Below are 18609 nucleotides of genomic sequence, written 5' to 3'. Positions count from 1 at the left end.
GACGACTCATTTGGGGTCAGACCCGGCGGGTCTGACCCCAGCAGTGTTCACCTACGACATTTCAGGCTTCATCAGACTCTTGCGGCTGATGGTCCGGCCCGACACCATGAACTCGCCGTTGCCGCGGTAATGTAACGTTTCCGGCAGCTTGGGCGAAGTAGCCACGTGGGCTTTCACGCACTCGAAGATGAAGAAGCCGCCCTTCGGGTTGCCCGCCACCTGGGCCAGCTTGCATTCGAAGTTGGCGTAGCACTCGGCGATCAGGGGCGCACCCACCAGCTCGGCCGGCTGGGGCGTCAGGCCGAAGGCCGCAAACTTGTCCGTGTCTTCGCCGCTGCAATTGCCGATGGCGACCACCTGGTCGACCATGTCGGCCGTGGGCAGGTTGATCACGCACTCCATGCTGCGCTTGATCATTTCATAGCTGTGGTTCGCGTCGGAAATGAAGCAACCCAGCAAGGATGGCGTAAATTCCATCAGCATGTGCCAGGCCATGGTCATGACGTCGCTTTCGCCCTGCCACGTTGAACTGACCAGCACCACCGGCCCCGGTTCAAGGAAGCGACGGATATCGGCGACGGGATAATCTTCTTTGTGATAATTTTTCATGCAGTCTCCAGGACGCGGTACGCCACAGCATAGCCCAACGGCGCCTTGCCGGGCGCGCGGCTGGCCGGCGGCGGCGTGTCATCCGCGCCGCGATTTGTGCCGTTCATCGCAAATTTCTCCCCAATGGAGATGTTGCACAATAGAATACACTGATCAACTACTCAAGGAAACCGTCATGCGCCCTCTGTTCCTGTTGTCAGTCCTGTCCCTCGCCTGCCTCTCCACCCTCGCGCATGCCGACGAGCAAACCCGCACGGTAGCCGCCTTCAACGCCATCGACATCCGCGGCCCCATCAGCATCGAAGTCGAATCGGGCAAAGAGCAGACCCTGCTGCTGCGCGGCGACCAGAAATTCCTCAGCGGCGTGATCACGGAAGTGGTCGATGGCGAGCTGAAAATTTCCATGAAGGACAAGGACCTCAAGAAAACGGATGGCGACCCGCGCATCATCATCACCATGCCCACCTTGCGCAAGCTGATCGCGGAAGGCGCGGGCGAGAAGATATTGACCAAGCTCAATGGTCCAAGAGTCGACATCAGCTACAAGGGCGCGGGCCGCCTTGCCGCCGATGGTCAGGTCGACTGGCTGCGCCTGAAGGCGCAAGGCGTGGGCGAAGTCGATACGAAAGCCTTGCTGGCGAAAAACGTCGACGTCAATTTCGAAGGCATCGGTTCCGTCAAGGTGTATTCCTCGGGCGAACTGAACGCCGTCGTGCGCGGCATGGGTGAACTGACGTATTACGGCAAGCCGAAGATCGTGCACAAATCGATCGCCGGCATCGGCAGCGTGAATGCCGCCAAATAAGATTTTTCCATAAAAAAAGGCCATCAGGCCACTGGAGACCGCATGACCGCAACACATGACACGCAAGCGCCGCTGGTGCTGCGCGAGGACGAGGGTGGCCTGGTCACCCTGCGCCTGAACCGTCCGCTGCAATTCAATGCCCTGTCCGAAGCCATGCTGGCGGCGCTGCAGGCTGAACTCGACCTCATCGCCGGGCAGCCGCACGTGCGCTGCGTGGTGCTGGCGGCCGAAGGCAAGGCCTTTTGCGCGGGCCACGATTTGCGCCAGATGCAAGCTACGCGCCAGCTTGCGTATTATCAAACCCTGTTCGCGCAATGTTCACGCGTGATGCAAGCCATTCAAACCTTGCCCGTGCCCGTGATTGCCCGCGTGCATGGCATCGCCACGGCGGCCGGCTGCCAGCTGGTCGCCAGCTGCGACCTGGCCGTGGCGGGCGCGTCCGCGCGCTTTGCCGTTTCCGGCATCAACGTGGGCCTGTTCTGCGCCACGCCATCGGTGGCCCTGTCGCGCAATGTATCGCCCAAGCGGGCCTTCGACATGCTGGTGACGGGCCGCTTCATCGACGCCGACACGGCCGCCGACTGGGGCCTGATCAACGAAACGGTGGCCGACACGGCGCTCGACGAAGCCGTGGCGCGCCTGGCGCAGCAGATCATGGCGAAAAGCCCGACGGCCATCCGCTACGGCAAGGCCATGTTCTACCGGCAGCGCCAGCTGCCGCTGGACGAGGCATATGCGTATGCGGGCGACGTGATGGCGCGCAATATGATGGAAGAGGATGCAAACGAAGGCGTGAGCGCCTTCCTGGAAAAACGGCCGCCAAGCTGGACGGCCGTAACGTAGCTTAGCGTTCCTGCTTCATCTGCTGCTGCACAGAAAGACTCAAGGTACCCAGGTCTTCCTTGCCCAGCAGCGGCAATTGCGCCAGCAGCTGCATCAGGGCGGAACTGCCCGTCACGTCCAGCTCGGATGACTGCACCAGCACCGTGCCGGCGCCCGTGAAGTCGATCTGCTTTTCCTCGCCCGACAGGGTAAAACCCGTGAGCGCGCCGGCGGCCGAGGCCCAGCCCTGCACGTGGGCGTAATCGTAGTGATATGAAGGGCTGGGACAATCGGCCCAGCCCAGCACGGCCTGCTCGTCCACGCGGCACGGCAACTCGAGGAAATGCACGGGCCCGTTCGACGAGGCGATCACCTTGCCCGTGCCTATCATGGTGAGATAACCGGGCAAGGTCGATTCCTGGCAAATCACATCCTTCGTAAAACCCAGCAGGTTTTTCGCGCGGATGGTCATGTTGGCGTTGTCCAGGTCGTAGCACGCCAGGTCGTTGCCGTTGTCGCCCAGGATCAACTGGCCCTGCCCTTGCGCCACGACAAAGTGGTGGATGTATTTCGGTGCATTGAAGGCGTTGCGCACGATCAGGTCGAGCACGCTGCTGCCCATGGCTTCGAAGCGCAGCTCGCCATAGAAGGCAATCATCTTGCCCTTGCGAATGAATATCTGTTCCTTGACGTCGATGACATACGAAAAACGGTTCAGGTTATCGTTCTTCGGCAAGGTATCGGGATTGTAAATCGTCATGGCTTACCTTTCGCTCGCTTGGATGTAGACCGTGCCCTGGCCCGTAAATTTCACCTGGTAGGATTCGCCGGACGCCTGGCCGACGAATGTTTTCCAGTTCAGGTCCGTGACGATGGTCGAGCTCAGCTGGCCCGTGTGGCCGATATACGCTTGCGGGTCGACAAACACGGGCACGTCCGGCGTGACGGGCAAGCCGATGGCATTGCCGTCGGACAAAATCGCCACTTCGCCCGTGCCTTGCAAGGTGGTGGTAAACAGACCCTGGCCCGAAGCCATGCCGCGCACCACGCCCTGCACGCCGCCCTGGTTGCCGAGGAACATGGTGCCGGCCGTCAGGCGCGCATCGAAGGCCAGCAGGGAATCGCTTTCCACATAGAAAGTTTCGCCGCGCACGGGGACGATGGTGACGAACAGGCCGCCCTGCGCGTAAAACACGCTGCCGCTGCCACGCGCCGACATCATGGCGTAGCCTTCATTCGTGACGGCGCGCATGGCCAGGCTTTGCACGCCCTGGCCAGCCAGGAAGGAGCGGCTGAACGCCACGTCGCCCTGGTAGGACACCATGGCGCCCTTGCGCGCGAATACTTCTTCATTGCCGAGTTTGACCTCAAGCATCTTTTCATTGATTTGCTGATAGACAGGCATCGCGGGTCCTCGCTGACTTAACGTTCGGCGGGCTGGATGAACACCACGCCCTGGCCTGTGAATTTGTGCTGGTACGATTCGCCCGAGCTCTGGCCGATCATCGTGCGCCAGTTGACATCAAAAACGAATTCCTGGCGGATATCGCCCTTGAAGCCGACGAAGGCGTCCGGGTCCACGCGCAGCGGGTGCGCCGGCGTCACTTCCAGCATGATCAGGTTGCCGCGCGAAATGACGGCCAGGTTGCCATGGCCTTCGACGGTGGTGGAAAACAGGCCCTGGCCCGAGCTGGCGCCGCGCAGGCCGGCAAAGCTGGTGCCCGTCTTCAGGCTCGTGTCATAGGCCAGCAGGCTGCTGCTTTCGATGGTCAGCTTTTCGCCGGCCAGCGCCATGACGGTGATCTCGGCCGCATTCTGCGCGAAAAACACCGTGCCCGTGCCGGCGGCCTGCATCACCTGCATGCCTTCGTTGGTTACCTTGCGCTTGAGCGCGCCAAAGAGGCCCTCGCCGCCGAGCAGGGATTTTTCAAATTTGATGCTGCCCGTATAGGCGACCATGGCGCCGGCAATCGCCAGCACTTTTTCATCCTGCAGGCGTACTTCCAGCAGGCGGTCGGTATTGGTGCGGAAACTGGTCACGCGCGACTCCCCAAGAATGCCAGGGCACAAAGCCATGGCTATCCGACAAGATACCGTTGGCGTTACCGCCATGCAAGTGCTATTCCTCCCGAACGGGGGTGCGTGCATAAAAAAAAAGGCGTGCCCGGAGGCACGCCTTGCGTTCACGCAAAGAACAGCTTATTCAGCCAACACCGGCCTGGCGCCGCGCGCGTTCTGGAACAGCGGCACGGGATCATTGGTATTGACCTCGACCACCGTCACGCCTTGCACCACGCCAGCCACCTGGTAGCCGACGGCGCCCAGGTGGCGCTTGCCTTCGGCCAGGTTGGACCAGCTCAGCGAGACAGTCGCCGTGCCGCCCGTGTAGGCCGTGCCCGGCATCAGCGCCTTGAAGCCGCCATTCGACAAGCCCGGCGCCAGCACCCACGACGACAAGGTGTAGTCGGCCTGGCCGTTTTGCGGCGCAAAGCCGATCACGCACACCTTGTAGGTGCCAGCGGCGGGCAGGCGCAGTTCCACTTGCTCATTGGAACTTTCATTACCGCTGCTGCCGACCAGCACATTGGCGGCGTTGTAGACCTCCATGTCCATGTCGGTATTCGCGCCGCCCGTCGTTTCCGCATCGTAGGTGGCAAAGCGCGCCGCCAGGGTGCCGGCCGGTATCACCACGTTATGCACGTTCACACCCGTGGCGCCACCCGCCTTGCAGGCCGCCGATGCGGCAGCGCCCGTCGCCGCCTGGCCGATCGTGCGCGTTTGGCGCACGGCTTCGACGAGACCCGACTTGACGCCGACCAGCGCGCCCGTGAAGCCCGTGCCCAGGGTCAGCACCTTGCTGCCCGTGGCCGCTTCGCTGCTGACCAGCGGAATGGCGGCCAGCGAAGTGCCGCGCGCCGTCAGCGGGCTGCGCACCGTGTGCGTGCCATCCGTCCAGCTCAGCGCGCCGTAGGTCCAGGTATTGGCCGGCGCCGTGGTGCGCGTCAGCTTGACCTGGTACTGGCCCTTGGCCCCCGGCGCCAGGTTCAGGCTCGTTGGCGTCACCGCCACCGTGTAGCCGGGCAGGCTGGCCGAGACGTTGTAGACGGCGCTGCTGGCGCCCACGTTGGTCACCGTGCGCGTCAGCGTTTGCGTGCCCAGCACGTTGGCCGCCGTCAGCGATGCCAGGTTCAGGTTATAGGCCGTGATGGTACCGATGGCCTGGCACGTGGCGGCGCTGTAGACCTTCAGGTTCAGGCCGCACAGGAAGCGCGCATAGTCGATTTCCGACATGTCGTACACGAGGCCGGGATCGGCCGCACTGTTCGGCGCGATGTGGCCGGCACCCTGGCCCCACGGCAACTGGCCCGAGTTCTTCGCCGTGGCATCCCACGACACGGAACCGTTCAAGCCGTCCGAATAGGTGCTGAAGGCCGTCGTCATCAGCGCCGACTTGATGGCCGCGGGCGACCAGTCCGGATGCTGCTGCTTGAGCAATGCCGCCACGCCGGCCACGTGCGGGCTGGCCATCGAGGTGCCGGAATAGAAATCCCACTCGGCCGCCGGCGCCACGCCGCCTGCCGCCACGGCATCGCGCTGCGCCTGCGTCAGATCGGCCGTCACGCCGGCCAGCACGTTGGTGCCGGGCGCCGACAGGTCCGGTTTCAGGATGTTCGCGTTGGCCACGTTCGGCCCGCGCGAAGAACGGTCACTGACGATCGGCGCCTGCACCGTCGTGTCGGGGATGGTATGCACTTCACCCAGCGCCGCCGTGCCATCCGGCGTCGCCGCCAGAAAAGCCTTCAGCGCGTCGCCCTGCGCCTGCGCAAGGTGCACGGTCGACAGCACGTGCGCCTGGTTGATGACGGTGTTGGCGCCGCCCGCCACGTTGGCGATGATCACGCCCGCCGCGCCCGCCGTCCTGGCATTCGCGCTCTTGTTGACCAGCACGTTGCCGCCACGGTCGCACACGAGTATCTTGCCTGCCACTTTCGCCGGATCCAGATACGCCGAAGTGGCATCGGCCACGCCGAAGCAGCGCAGCAAATTGAGGTCCGTCGGCAGCACGCCGGCCAGGCCCGCGTCGCGCGACTGGATCAGCGGCAGGGCCGGCGTATTCGCATTGCTCGATGCGCCTTCCAGCTTGGTGCCATTGCTGAGAATGACGTTGGCCGCGTACAGGCGGTTGTGGGTGGAATTGGCGACCGTTGCCAGCCACGGGCTGATGTGCGACACGGGTGCCGGCACATCGGGTGCAGGCGTGGCCGGGCCGGAATTGCCGCCCGACGTGGCGACAAATACGCCGGCTGCCGCCGCGCCCAGGAAGGCGACTTCCGTCGGTTCGTCGAAGGCGCCGCCGCCCGCGTTCGGGCCGATGGAAAAGTTGATGACGTTGACGCCATCCTTGACCGCCTGGTCGATGGCGGCCACGCTGTCGGCCGTGGCGCAACCGTTGCGGCCCGTCGATGCTGCCGTCCAGCACACTTTATAGGCGGCGATGCGGGCGCGCGGTGCCATGCCGGACGCCTTGCCCAGCGACACGCCATTCGAGGTGGCCAGGGCGCCATTGTTGCCGCCGGCCGTGGACGCCGTATGCGTGCCATGGCCGCCGTGCCCCGTCAGGCCGGCGACGGAATCGCGCGGCGACAGGAATTCCGTCCAGTGCAGCGCCGACGTGGCCGCGCGGTAGTAGCGCGCGCCGATCAGCTTGTTGTTGCAATTCTCGGCGGAAAATCCTTCACCCGTCTGGCAAGTGCCCTGCCAGCTGGCCGGTGGCGCGCCGTACACGACATTGTTGCCGTTGTGGCTGGGCACGCCGTTCTCGTCGAGGCGGTCGGCAAAGGCCGTGTTCTCGGGCCAGATGCCGCTGTCGACGATGCCGATGATGATGTCTTCACCGGCGTGCGCCTTGCCGCCCAGCTGCTCCCAGATGCCGCCCGGCTTATCCAGGCCCAGGAAGCTGGGTGTGTAGCTGGTGTCGAGCTGCAGGATGGAGTCGGCGCTGATGCTGGCCACGCCGCTGTTTTTCTTCAGGGCCCGCACTTCATCGTCCGTCAGCAAGGCGGAAAAGCCGTTGAAGACGACGCTGTACTGGTGCGTGATTTCCGCCGCGCTGACGGTGCCGGCCACGGCGGCCTGTTTGGTGTCGAGGTAGCTCAAATAAGCCTGCACATCGGCGGCGCCCACGTTGATGCGCGCGCCCGGAGCCGGCTTGGTGGCGGCCAGGCCGTCGACCTGGCCCGTGTAGGTGGCGGCCGGCTTGTCGACCAGTTGCACGATGTAGGAGCGGCGTTCCTGCGCCTGCGCCGCTTGCGCCAGGCTGGCGGCCAGCAGGAGGATACCGAGTGAAACGGGACGTAATTTCATCTCACGCTCCTTGCACGGTGGCTGCGGCGAACTTGCCGCTGCGGCGGCGCGACAGCATGCCGATGGCGCCCAGGCCGACCAGCATCAGCATGTAGGTCGACGGTTCCGGCACGGCGCTGACATTGATATTGTCGAGCGCAAACTGGCCCTGGTTAAAGGCGGGGAAATCGATGGAATTGCTGCACGCGCCCGTGTCATTGAAAATGCACGCATTGAAGGTCAGGCCCGTAAACGCGTAATTGCTGAAGCCGCCCAGCAGGGAAGCGCTCTGGAAAGAGTAATTGCCATCGCTGCCCTGGCCGGGAAACGCCAGCGAGGTGCTGATCACCTGGCCGTCGCTGAGGGTGCCGCTCAGCTGCAACTGGCCCCAATTCTGGTTCGGCAAGCCGGAAACGGGCGCGATGAAGGAATAATCGAAACCGGCCAGGGTGAATTCCTGGTGATCGGCACGCGCGAAATTCACGCCGCCATCATTGAGAATAGCCAGGTAATTGCCGGTGGCGCCCTGCGGGCAGGCGGCGATATCGCACGACGAACCCACACGGCCATCGAGGATGGCGCCCACGCCGCTGACGCCGCCGCCGGCCGCCGTGGTCGGATCGGCCAGGAACAGCAGATTGTAGCTCGACGTATTGAGCGTCTGGCCGCTTTCATACACGTCGGGGCGCAAGTTGTCGAAGGTCAGGACACCGGCCATGGCCGGCGCAGTAGCCAGCACGGACAAGGTGGCCAGCGCGGCAAGGACGGTGGTGCGACCGCGGGTAGCGGGCGGATTGGCGGTGGCGGGCGATACCCGCGCATGTGATAAACGATTCATTCTATTCCCTTGATTGTTGTGGATAGATAGGTCGGCAGGTCTGACGCCCGCTTTCAGCTTTTTCACAAAAGTGTCAACAAATATAGCAAATCGCATAAAACAAATATCATATTTTTAATATCATTTATTTATTTTTTATCTAACTCCACGAAACTTTGTTTTGTTTTATCTATGAAAGCTTGAGGAATCTCAACGTTACATTTGAACAACAATTCCTCACACTGCAGACGCGTACTCCAGCGGGCCGGTCCGACTTCGGATAAGCTCGAAAACCGCGCCTGCCGCGTCGTCGTCCCCGTCACATCGCGGTACACCTGTTCCATCCTGGAACACTTGCCTCCCCCCTCTGCCCCGCCTGATCCACCCCCTGCCGCCCTTGCGCCGATGGCATGAAGCTTGCACAACAAGGACATCTACCGTGCTCAGGGAGCAGCATCATGGAACACCATCAACTTGGCGCCCAGGCAAGCGCGCGCTCCCGGCCGCGCCGGACTGTCCTGCTGTGCTGCGCGCTGGCGCTGGCTTTTTTCCTGCTGGCCGCCAGGCTGGACCTGACCGAACGGCTGACGCAAGCGCTCTGGCGCCAGGAGCACTGGCAACTCGATGAACTGATCCTGAGCCTGTTGCTGCTGGTGCTGGCGCTGGCCGGCTTTGCCGTGCGGCGCGGCCGCCAGGTGGCGCTGCTGCTGGCACAGAATCGCGCCCTCACGCAACGCCTGCTGCGCGCGCAGGAAGAGGAGCGCTGCGCGCTGGCGCGCGAGCTGCACGATGAAGTGGGACAGGACTGCACGGCCATCCGCGCCGCCGCCAGCTACATCCTGCGCGCGCGCGAGGGCGACCAGGCGAACGTGCAGGCGTGCGCCGCCAGCATCGCCCGCTCGTCGGAAGCGCTGCACGCGATGGTGCGCACGATGTTGCGCCGGCTGCGCCCGCCCGTGCTCGACAGCCTGGGCCTGGCGCCGGCCCTGCAGGCGCTGTGCGACAGCTGGGCCCAGCAGCACGGCATCGCCTGCCATTTCGCGCCGCACGCCATCCCCGACGACCTCGACGACAGCACCGCCACCGCCATCTACCGCCTGGTGCAGGAAGGCTTGACGAACGTGGCGCGCCACGCGGGCGCCGACCGGGCCACGGTGGAATTGCGCGCCGATGCGCACGGCTTGCTGCACCTGGCCATCGAAGACAATGGCCGGGGTTTGCGCCAGGACAAGACGCCAGCAGATGGCTTCGGCATGCTGGGCATGCGCGAAAGAGTGGCCGGCCTGCGCGGCCATATCCGCTGGATCAGCGCGCTGGGCAACGGCTTGCGCATCGAAGTGGCCCTGGCGGCACGGTGCGCGGCATGAACGCCATGAGCGCAATGAGTGGCAATATGCTGCCGATCCGCGTGATGCTGGTGGACGACCATCCGGTGGTGCGCACGGGCTATCGGCGCCTGCTGGAACAGGGGGGCGATATCGCCGTCGTGGCCGAGGCGGGCAATGGCGAAACGGCGTATGGCTTGTACCAGGAGCACGCGCCCGACGTCTGCGTGACGGATTTGTCCATGCCCGGCATCGGCGGCCTGGAATTGCTGCGCAAGCTGCTGGTCCGTGATGCCAGCGCCCGCGTGCTGGTGTTTACCATGCACGACACGCCGCAGCTGATCGCGCGCGCGTTTGACGGCGGCGCCTGCGGCTTCGTCAGCAAGCAGGCCGACCCGGAACACCTGGTCGACGCCGTGCGCGCCGCCCACGCGGGACGGCGCTACCTCGACCCGCACAGCGCGCCCGGCGTGCTGCAAGGCAAGGCCCGCAGGGAAGCGGACCGGTTGAGCAGCCTGAGCCAGCGCGAATTCGAAATCTTCCGCCTGCTGGCCGAAGGCCGCAGCGCCGCCGACTGCGCCCGCCTGCTGCACCTGAGCAGCAAGACGGTGGCCAACCACCAGACCTGCATCCGGGAAAAGCTCGACGTGCCCGGCCCCGCCGCCCTCGTCCATCTGGCGCTGCGCAACGGGGTCATCGAGCATAGCCTGCCTTAAAACGCGTAGCGCAAACCCACATTCACGCTGCGCGGGGCACCGGCCGCATAGAAGGTCGCATTGACCATCGGATACGCGCCCCCCACGGCGGGCAGTGGCCTGGCGGAAAAATTGCCGTTGGCGTCGAAACCCGTGGCGCCCAGCTGGGCCGCCGTCGCATATTTGCGGTCGAACAGGTTATTCACCTGGGCAAACACGCTCAGTTGCGGTGTCAGCTGATATTTTCCATTGAGTTCAAAGATCGCGTAACCGCCGCTCTTGCCCGCGCCAAGGTACGACGCCCCGCCCGCCTGGTGCCGGTTGTTTTCATTGCCGCGTGCATACGCGCTGGAGACGGCCGTCATGGCCAGGCCCACCGTCCAGTCGCGTCCGCCCTGAACCTCCATGTGCGCCTTCAGGATATGGCTCGGTGTCAAAGGAATCCGGTTGCCCGGCGCGATGACGATATTGCCTTCCAGGCCAGGCGCGTCCGCATCGCTGCTGCTGTTGGCGCTGCCGTTGACGATTTCCCGGCTTTGATACGTCGCCTGCAGCCACGTGTAGTTGACGCCGAACTCCAGCGCGCCTGCCTTGCCGTCGAGCGCCAGTTCCACGCCCTGGTGACGCGTCTTGCCGAAATTCTTGAAGTAGCCGAAACCGGCCTGGTTATCGGCCACAAACAGGATATCGTCGTGGTTTTCCGCGCGGAACACGCCCGCGCTCCAGCTGGCCACATTGGCAAGCCTGCCGCGCACGCCCGCTTCCCACGTCTTCGTCACCACCTGTTTTAACGGCGGGTCGCCGGCCATGGCGTTGGGCAGGCGGCAGGGGTTGTCCGGGTCGGCGCAGCCCAGTTCTATGGCCGTCGGCGTGCGGCTGCCTTCGTTGTAGCCGAGATAGGCGCTCACGCCCGCAGCCGGCGCATACGCCAGGCCGATGGCGGGATTGAAGCGGCTGAAGCGGTGGTCGCCATCGAGCGAACCGCTGCCGCCGCCCGGCGTGAGGGCGTCGCGGTTACGCACCGTGCTGCGGTTGTAGCGGCCAGACACCGTCAAGGTCAACGCTTGATTGAACGCAATACTGTCGCTCGCATACACGCTCCAGGTGCGCATGCGCCCGCTCAAGTCGACCCGGTTGTCCACTAGCGTGCCGTCGTCGTCGATTTCCGTGCCGTCGGCAAAGAAGTCGACTGGCGTGATGCTGCGGTCCGGGTTCAGATAGCCGAACTGGCTGGTCTGGCGGAAGGTGGCGTGGCTCGTGTCATAGGCGGCGCCGGCCGTGACGGCATGACGCGCGCCCGCCAGGTCGGCCAGCGCCGTGAACTGCCCCGAAAAGCCGTAGTTTTCCTGCTCGGTATGGCTGCGGTTGATCATGCCGTTGCATTTTTCGGCCGGTTCATCGTTCAACAGCACGTTGCCGATACAGCGCCACTTCGGGAACGGCGTATTGGACGCGTTTGCTCCGCTGGCGGGAAAGCCCGTGTAGCCGGCCGCCGCCAAGGCCGCCCGTTCGGCCGCGCCGGGCTGGTAGATGGACTGGTCGAGCGACTCGTCGTTCAGGTCGCCATTGAAGGTATGCGTGTCGATCTTGCGGTAGTAGACATTGCCGGACAAGAGCAAGGCAGCGCCGGCCTGGTGCTTGCCCGTCACGTTCAGCAGGGTCGACCTGTTTTCCGTCAAATCCGGCTTGGTGTAGACGCTGCGGTAGTCGCGCGCCAGCAGACGCTGTTCCTGCAAGCCGTTGCCCGTCAGCGCATTGTCCGCGTGGGCCATGGTGACGGCGATATCGGTGCGCGCATCGCTCCAGCCCAGCTTGCCAAACAGCTGGCGCACGTCGGACGGGGAATCGTCGCGCCAGCCATCTTCCTTGAAACGGTTGCCCGTCACATACCAGTGCCAGCCTTGGGCATTGCTGCCGCCATGCTCGAACTCGACACCGCGACGTTGATCGGAACCCAGGCGCGCCTCGATGGCGGTGCCGGGACTGCTCCTGCCATCCTTGGTTTGCAGGGCCAGCGCGCCGCCCAGGGTGTTGAGGCCAAACAGGGGGTTCGAACCGGGCATCAGGGTCAGCGATGCGATCGCCATGCGCGGGATCAAGTCCCAGCTGACGACATCGCCAAACGGCTGGTTCAGGCGCATGCCGTCCAGGTACACGGACAGGCCCTGCGGCGTGCCCAGCAGCGGCGACGCCGTATAGCCGCGGTAGCTGACGTCGGGCTGGAACGGATTGTTCTGCACTTCGTTCACGTAGACGCTGCCCAGGTTGCGGCGCAGAAAAGAGGATAAGTCGAGCGCGCCGCTGCGGGCAATCTGCTGCGCGCTGGCCGTCTGCACGGGCGCGGCCAGCGCATCGCGCGGCTGCTCCATGGTGGGCAGCGGCATGCTGCCCGTGATGATGACGGTGGGCAAGTCGCCCGATGCGGTCATCTCCGGTTCGGCAGCCTGCGCCTGGCACAGCGCCATGGCGGTGGCGGCGAATAAGGTCAGTTTCATGCGTATCCCCGATTTATAGTGGTTTTTATTGCGTCCAGTATCGGACAGCCACCATCAATGAACTAGGGAAAAACTCCCGCCGTGCGGGGGAACTAACGTTGCAAGGGCAAGTAACTCTGCTTGAGCTGGCGCAAGACAAAGCTCGATTTGCTGTGGCGGATGCCGGGAATTTTGTATAAACGCTCGCGCAGCAGCCGTTCATAGTCGCGCGTATCGCTGACGGCGATGCGCAGGTAGTAATCGTAGTCGCCGGAGACAAGAAACGCTTCCAGCACTTCCGGGATCATGGCCAGCGCGTGGCCGAACTCGAACAGGGCCTGGTCGGAATGGTCGTCCAGCGTGACTTGCACGATGACGGTGTCGGCCAGGCCCACCTTGGCCGCGTTGACGTTCACCGTATAACCCTCGATGACGCCATCGTCTTCCATGCGCTTGATGCGCGCCCAGCATGGCGACGAGGTCAGGCCCACCTTGGCGCTCAGCTCGTGCAGGCTGATGCGGGCATCCTGCTGCAGGGCCGTCAGGATGGCGAGGTCGAATTTATCCAGCTTCATTTTGTTATTTCCAGTATTTGCAGCAAATTTTGCTGATTAAAGCATTCTATACGAGAAAACCAGCAGCCTTTTCTGCCGCATCAGGCAGAAAATAAGGCCATGAAACCCGATCCCGCTCCCCTCTTCGCTCCCGCCCACGATCTTGCGCCGCGCAACGGCGCCAGCACCCTGATCGACACCCTGCTGGCCCTGGGCGTCGACACCGTCTTCGGCTATCCGGGCGGCGCCGTGCTGCCCCTGTACGATGCGCTGCATGCGCAACCCCGCTTGCGCCACGTGCTGGTGCGCCACGAACAGGCAGCCGTGCACGCGGCCGAAGGCTATGCGCGCAGCACGGGACGGCCCGGCGTCGTCTTCGTCACGTCCGGCCCCGGCATGAGCAATACCACCACGGGCTTGCTCGACGCCCTGTGCGATTCGATACCCGTCATCTGCATCAGCGGCCAGGTGGCCACTACCAGCATCGGCACGAACGCCTTCCAGGAATGCGATGCGCTGGGTATTTCGCGCCCCGTCACCAAGTGGAACCGGCAAATCCGCACGGCCGAGGAAACGGCGGCCGTGGTGCACGAAGCATTTAAGCAAGCCACGCAAGGCCGGCCCGGTCCCGTGCTGATCGATTTCCCCAAGGATATGCAGCTGGCCCCCGTGACGGAACACACGCCGCTGCCGCCCGACACCACCACCGCCCTACCCCTGCCTTGCAGCACCGACCTGGAACGGGCCGCCAGCCTGATCGCCGGCGCGCGCCAGCCCGTGTTCTATGGCGGCGGAGGTCTCATCAATTCCGGCCTCGATGCCTGCGCCGCCTTCGGCCAACTGGTAAAACTGGCGGCCGCGCCGTGCACCTTGACCCTGCTGGGCCTGGGCGCCTTTCCCGCCGCGCACCCGGCCTTCCTCGGCATGCTGGGCATGCACGGCACCCTGGAAGCAAACCTGGCCATGCACCATGCGGATCTGATCGTCTGCGTCGGCGCCCGCTTCGACGACCGGGTGACGGGCCGGCTGGACGCCTTCTGCCCCGGTGCGAAAATCATCCACGTCGATATCGACCCGGCGTCGATCGGCAAGGTGGTGCGCGCCGACGTGGCCCTGCGCGGCGACTGCGCGCCCGTGCTGGCGGCATTGCTGGAGCAGCTGCGCGGCCGCTTGCTGGCGGACCGCCAGCCGTGGTGGCAGCGCATCGATGGCTGGCGCGCGCAGGATTCGCTGGCCTTCGAAGACACGCCGCAGGTGATCGCGCCGCAGGCGCTGATGCGACGGCTGCAGGCGGCGCTCGACGGCAAGGACGCCATCGTCTCCACCGACGTGGGCCAGCACCAGATGTGGGCGGCGCAGCATTTGCGCTTCGAACAGCCGCGCCGCTGGCTCACCTCGGGCGGCGCCGGCACCATGGGTTATGGCTTGCCGGCAGCTATCGGCGCGCAGATCGCCCATCCGGGAAAATGCGTCGTATGCGTCAGCGGCGACGCGTCGATCTTGATGAATATCCAGGAACTGGCCACGGCCGTGCAGCACCGCCTGCCCGTGAAAGTGGTGTTGTCGAACAATGGCTACATGGGCATGGTGCGCCAGTGGCAGGAACTGCACCACGGCGAGCGCTACAGCCACAGCTACACGGAAGCGCTGCCCGACTTCGTCGCCCTGGCGCGCGCCTTCGGCTGGCAGGCGCACACGGTGAGCCGGCGCGACGAACTCGACGGGGCACTGGCGGCCTGCCTGGCATCCAGCGGCCCGTACTTCCTCGACGTGCGCGTGCACGGCGCAGAAAACTGCTTCCCCATGATGGCGCCCGGCGCGGGGCACCATGAAGTGACCTTGCGCAAAGGCGTCGTTTACACCGAGTAAAAAACCCGTTTAACTCCACACCCGGTAGATCCAGTAACTTTCATCGTCGCGGATGGCGCGCGCCAGCTCGGTGGGGCTTAGCCCCGTGATTTCGCGCGTCTCTCGGCAGAAATGGGCCTGGTCGGCGTAACCGCCGCTGGCGGCGACGTCGGACCAGGACGCCGTGCCCTGCAGGATGGCGCCGCGCTCGTCGAGGAACAGCTGTTCCGCGCGGCGCATGCGGCGCAAGGTGCGCATGGGCTGGCCGGCCCAGGCCTTGATGCGGCGCTCGATATTGCGCGCGCTGCTGGCCAGGCCCGTCGATGCCGCCTGCACGCCCAGGCGGCGCACCCAGTCCTGCACGGCGCCGGCCGACACGTCGCTGCCCTTGCGCGCCAGCGCCCAGCGCGGCGCGAGAAAATCTTCCACCAGCCCGACGCGGACCGCGTCGTCGGGCGCGGCCAGCACGGCGTCCGACAGGGCCAGCCAGTCGGCATCGAACAACGCATCGAGCGGGCGAAACTGGTCCAGCAAGGCATCCATCGATACGCGCGTCAAGGCATGCAGGGCGGCCGGATACAACATCACGACAAACGAATGCACGGGGCCGGGATTGTAGCTGACCAACGGATACGAGCGGGGGCCGCCGAACAGCGCGGTCGGCATGCGCACGTCCCGCAACGACAGGCCCGGCGCAGCCGCTTCCACGTCGCCCGCGACGGTCCAGATGATGCTGCACATGGGCGCGGCGGGAAAGCGGTTCAGGCGCTGCACCGGCGGCAAGGGCGCGCAGCCCGTGGTATCGCGCACGAGGAAGGCGCGCACGCAGGAAGCGAGCGCGGTGCGCGGCGCGATCAGGCGGGTCAGGGGCGGTGGGGCGGCAGGCATGGCGACGATTGTACCGGCAATTTCCGGCCGCACCCGATGTCGTATTCGTTCAAGACGCGGGCGCGCAAGCGCGCTACAGTGAGGTCATTGTCGCCATCCACCTGGAGTACGCCATGCCCCCGCTCGATCACGCCGCCGCACCCGCCACCGCCCTGCGCCAGATCCGCCACTTGCCTGGCCCCTTCGCCCTGCCCATCGTCGGCAACAGCCTGCAGATCAAGCTCCCGCGCATCCACCGCGACGTGGAAGCGTGGGTGCGGCGCTACGGCCCCTACCTGCGCGCCTGGTTCGGCCGCACGCTGGTGCTGGTGGTGGCCGACAGCGAGGCCGTCGGCGCCGTGCTGCGCGACCGGCCCGACGGTTTTCGCCGCCCCCTGAGCAGCTCCGTCGTGTCCGAGGAAATGGGTGGCATCCCCGGCCTGTTCCTGGCCGAGGGCACGGAATGGCGCAACCAGCGTCGCATGGTCATGGCCGGCATGGCGCCCGGCGCCATCAAGGCCTACTTCCCGGCGCTGGTGACGGTGGCGCAGCGCCTGCAGCGGCGCTGGCATCTTGCCGCCACGCAAGGCCAGGCGATCAACCTCGATGGCGACCTGAAACGCTACACGGTCGACATCATCGCCGGCTTGGCCTTCGGCACCGAGGTCAACACGCTGGAAGCGGGCGAAGACGTGATCCAGCGCCACATGGACGACATCCTGCCCGCCGTGGCGCGGCGCAGCCTGTCGATGTTCCCGTACTGGCGCTACCTCAAGCTGCCCGTCGACCGCCGGCTGGACCGCGACGTGGCGGCCCTTTCCGCCGCCGTGGCCGACCTGGTGCAGCAGGCGCGCACGCGCATGGCGCGCGACCCGGCGCGCCGCGAGCGTCCGCCCAACCTGCTCGAAGCGATGATCGCCGCCGCCGACCTGGAAGGCAGCGGCGTAACCGACCGCAACGTGGCCGGCAATGTGCTGACCATGCTGCTGGCCGGTGAAGATACGACGGCCAACACGGTGTCCTGGATCATTTACCTGCTGCAACGCCATCCGCACACCCTGGCGCGGGCGCGCGAGGAAGTGCGGCGCCTGGCGCCCGACGTGGCCCATTTCACCATCGAGCAGATGGATAGCCTCGACTACCTGGGCGCCTGCGCCAGCGAAGCCATGCGCTTGAAACCGGTGGCGCCGTTCCTGCCCGTCGAGGCGCTGCGCGACACGGTCATCGGCGATATCGCCGTACCGGCCGGCACCCTCGTATGGTGCGTGATGCGCCACGACACGGTGTCCGATGCGCACTTTCCCGACGCGCAAGCGTTCCAGCCCGAACGCTGGCTGGCCGAAAGCGGCGAGGCGAACAACAAGCGCGCCGCCATGCCCTTCGGCGCCGGCCTGCGCACATGCCCAGGCCGCTACCTGGCCTTGTTGGAAATCAAGATCGCCATGGCCATGCTGCTGGGCAGCTTCGACATCGCCGGCGTCGATACGCCCGATGGCGGCGAGGCGCAGGAGCTGATGGGTTTTGTCATGTCGCCCATCGGCCTGAGCATGCGCCTGGCGCGGCCGCAGTGATACCATGGGGGGAATCTCAGTCAACGTGCTTCCCCCATGCAAATTCACCTGGAATCGCCGCAGCAAGCCGACGTGCAAACCCTGATCGCCGAGCTTGATGCATATCAACAAACCCTGTATCCGGCCGAGTGCGTCTACTCGCTGGACCTGGCGTCCTTGCCGCCTGACACCCTGCTGTTCGCCGTCGCCCGCGATGCGGCAGGCGCGGCGCGGGCCTGCGGCGCCATCGTCGTCACGCCCGCATTCGGCGAGGTCAAGCGCATGTACGTGCACCCGGACAGCCGCGGCCTGGGCCTGGCCAAGCGCCTGCTGGCCTTGCTGGAAGAGCAGGCGCTGGCGCGCGGCTGCCGCTTGCTGACCCTGGAGACGGGCATCCACCAGCCGGAAGCGATCGCCCTGTACGCACGCCACGGCTACCAGCGGCGCGGACCGTACGGCGACTATCCAGACGATCCGTTCAGTGTATTCATGGAAAAACCGCTGCAGGCGGCCGCATGAACACGCCTGCCGACAGCCTGTTTGATATCCGTGCGCGCCTGCGCGCCTTTGCCGACGAACGCGACTGGGATCAGTTCCACACGCCGAAAAACCTGGCGATGGCCCTGTCCGTGGAAGTGGCGGAACTGGTGGAGCACTACCAATGGCTACCCACGGGCGCGGATGCAGAACTCGACGATGCCAAACGCACGGGCATCCGCCACGAACTGGCCGACGTGCTGATGTATCTGGTGCGCCTGGCCGACAAGAGCGGCGTCGACCTGCACGCGGCCGCCCTGGAAAAGATGGAACTGAACGCACAGAAATACCCGGCGCAGCAGGTGCGTGGCGACGCGCGCAAATACAGCGAATACTGATGCCCCCAGCCGTGCGTGGCTGCCG

Annotated in this window: 17 protein-coding genes; 8 read left to right on the top strand and 9 right to left on the bottom strand. The window is 65.1% G+C overall.

The features are described 5' to 3' along the window. Nucleotides 1-51 precede the first annotated feature (51 nt). Nucleotides 52-609 carry a flavin reductase family protein gene (locus CSQ93_RS14250; RefSeq protein WP_099378590.1) on the bottom strand — a complete coding sequence of 186 codons (558 nt, stop codon included), beginning with the start codon at nt 607-609 and terminating at the stop codon, nt 52-54. Between the two features lie 175 nt (nt 610-784). Between CSQ93_RS14250 and CSQ93_RS14245 the strand changes: the two genes are divergently transcribed. Together CSQ93_RS14245 and CSQ93_RS14240 are read left to right on the top strand one after the other, a co-directional pair. Next, a complete protein-coding gene (locus CSQ93_RS14245; RefSeq protein ID WP_099378589.1) occupies nt 785-1414 on the top strand; it encodes a head GIN domain-containing protein in 630 nt (209 codons plus the stop codon). A gap of 42 nt (nt 1415-1456) precedes the next feature. Further along, nucleotides 1457-2257 (top strand): enoyl-CoA hydratase, encoded by an 801-nt coding sequence (locus CSQ93_RS14240; protein ID WP_099378588.1) that lies wholly within the window; start codon nt 1457-1459, stop codon nt 2255-2257. Nucleotide 2258: 1 nt separating this feature from the next. Here the strand turns inward: CSQ93_RS14240 and CSQ93_RS14235 are convergent, their stop codons facing one another. From CSQ93_RS14235 to CSQ93_RS14215, 5 genes are all read right to left on the bottom strand, one after another. Then, nucleotides 2259-2996, bottom strand: coding sequence for an AIM24 family protein (locus CSQ93_RS14235; protein WP_099378587.1), 738 nt, complete (start codon nt 2994-2996; stop codon nt 2259-2261). Between the two features lie 3 nt (nt 2997-2999). Further along, a complete protein-coding gene (locus CSQ93_RS14230; protein WP_099378586.1) occupies nt 3000-3641 on the bottom strand; it encodes an AIM24 family protein in 642 nt (213 codons plus the stop codon). Between the two features lie 17 nt (nt 3642-3658). Continuing rightward, entirely contained in the window at nt 3659-4276 is a 618-nt protein-coding gene (locus tag CSQ93_RS14225; protein WP_070217680.1) for an AIM24 family protein, read from the bottom strand. 159 nt (nt 4277-4435) lie between these two features. Beyond that, a complete protein-coding gene (locus tag CSQ93_RS29750; protein WP_099378585.1) occupies nt 4436-7600 on the bottom strand; it encodes a S8 family serine peptidase in 3165 nt (1054 codons plus the stop codon). Nucleotide 7601: 1 nt separating this feature from the next. Then, entirely contained in the window at nt 7602-8417 is an 816-nt protein-coding gene (locus CSQ93_RS14215; RefSeq protein WP_199534414.1) for an NF038120 family PEP-CTERM protein, read from the bottom strand. Between the two features lie 437 nt (nt 8418-8854). Between CSQ93_RS14215 and CSQ93_RS14210 the strand changes: the two genes are divergently transcribed. After that, nucleotides 8855-9763, top strand: coding sequence for a histidine kinase (locus CSQ93_RS14210; protein WP_158301230.1), 909 nt, complete (start codon nt 8855-8857; stop codon nt 9761-9763). A gap of 5 nt (nt 9764-9768) precedes the next feature. Beyond that, nucleotides 9769-10437: a response regulator gene (locus tag CSQ93_RS14205; protein WP_233516176.1), complete on the top strand. Its 669-nt coding sequence runs from the start codon at nt 9769-9771 to the stop codon at nt 10435-10437. Here the strand turns inward: CSQ93_RS14205 and CSQ93_RS14200 are convergent. Together CSQ93_RS14200 and CSQ93_RS14195 are read right to left on the bottom strand one after the other, a co-directional pair. Next, nucleotides 10434-12911, bottom strand: coding sequence for a TonB-dependent receptor (locus CSQ93_RS14200; protein ID WP_099378583.1), 2478 nt, complete (start codon nt 12909-12911; stop codon nt 10434-10436). The two genes, CSQ93_RS14205 and CSQ93_RS14200, sit on opposite strands and share 4 nt — an antisense overlap. A 92-nt stretch (nt 12912-13003) precedes the next feature. After that, the gene (locus CSQ93_RS14195; protein WP_034784295.1) at nt 13004-13465 is read right to left on the bottom strand and encodes an Lrp/AsnC family transcriptional regulator; all 462 of its coding nucleotides are present in this window, start codon (nt 13463-13465) and stop codon (nt 13004-13006) included. Between the two features lie 99 nt (nt 13466-13564). Here CSQ93_RS14195 and ilvB point away from each other — a divergent pair, with 99 nt between their 5' ends. After that, on the top strand, nt 13565-15313 hold the full coding sequence (gene ilvB / locus CSQ93_RS14190) for a biosynthetic-type acetolactate synthase large subunit (RefSeq protein ID WP_099378582.1): 1749 nt from the start codon (nt 13565-13567) through the stop codon (nt 15311-15313). A gap of 9 nt (nt 15314-15322) precedes the next feature. Here ilvB and CSQ93_RS14185 read toward each other — a convergent pair whose 3' ends face one another. Then, nucleotides 15323-16180, bottom strand: a complete 858-nt coding sequence (locus CSQ93_RS14185; protein WP_233516175.1) for a helix-turn-helix domain-containing protein — start codon at nt 16178-16180, stop codon at nt 15323-15325. Between the two features lie 113 nt (nt 16181-16293). Here CSQ93_RS14185 and CSQ93_RS14180 point away from each other — a divergent pair, with 113 nt between their 5' ends. The 3 genes from CSQ93_RS14180 to CSQ93_RS14170 are packed head-to-tail and all read left to right on the top strand — an operon-like array spanning nt 16294 to nt 18584. Continuing rightward, entirely contained in the window at nt 16294-17730 is a 1437-nt protein-coding gene (locus CSQ93_RS14180) for a cytochrome P450 (RefSeq protein WP_099378638.1), read from the top strand. 36 nt (nt 17731-17766) lie between these two features. Beyond that, nucleotides 17767-18228, top strand: coding sequence for a GNAT family N-acetyltransferase (locus CSQ93_RS14175; protein WP_099378581.1), 462 nt, complete (start codon nt 17767-17769; stop codon nt 18226-18228). Then, nucleotides 18225-18584: a nucleotide pyrophosphohydrolase gene (locus tag CSQ93_RS14170; RefSeq protein WP_099378580.1), complete on the top strand. Its 360-nt coding sequence runs from the start codon at nt 18225-18227 to the stop codon at nt 18582-18584. Before CSQ93_RS14175 ends, CSQ93_RS14170 begins: the two co-directional genes overlap by 4 nt. The last annotated feature ends 25 nt before the right edge of the window (nt 18585-18609 follow it).

The sequence above is a fragment of the Janthinobacterium sp. BJB426 genome (genome assembly GCF_002735705.1).
Lineage (GTDB): Bacteria > Pseudomonadota > Gammaproteobacteria > Burkholderiales > Burkholderiaceae_D > Janthinobacterium.
This window is presented reverse-complemented; position numbering and strand designations above follow the sequence as displayed.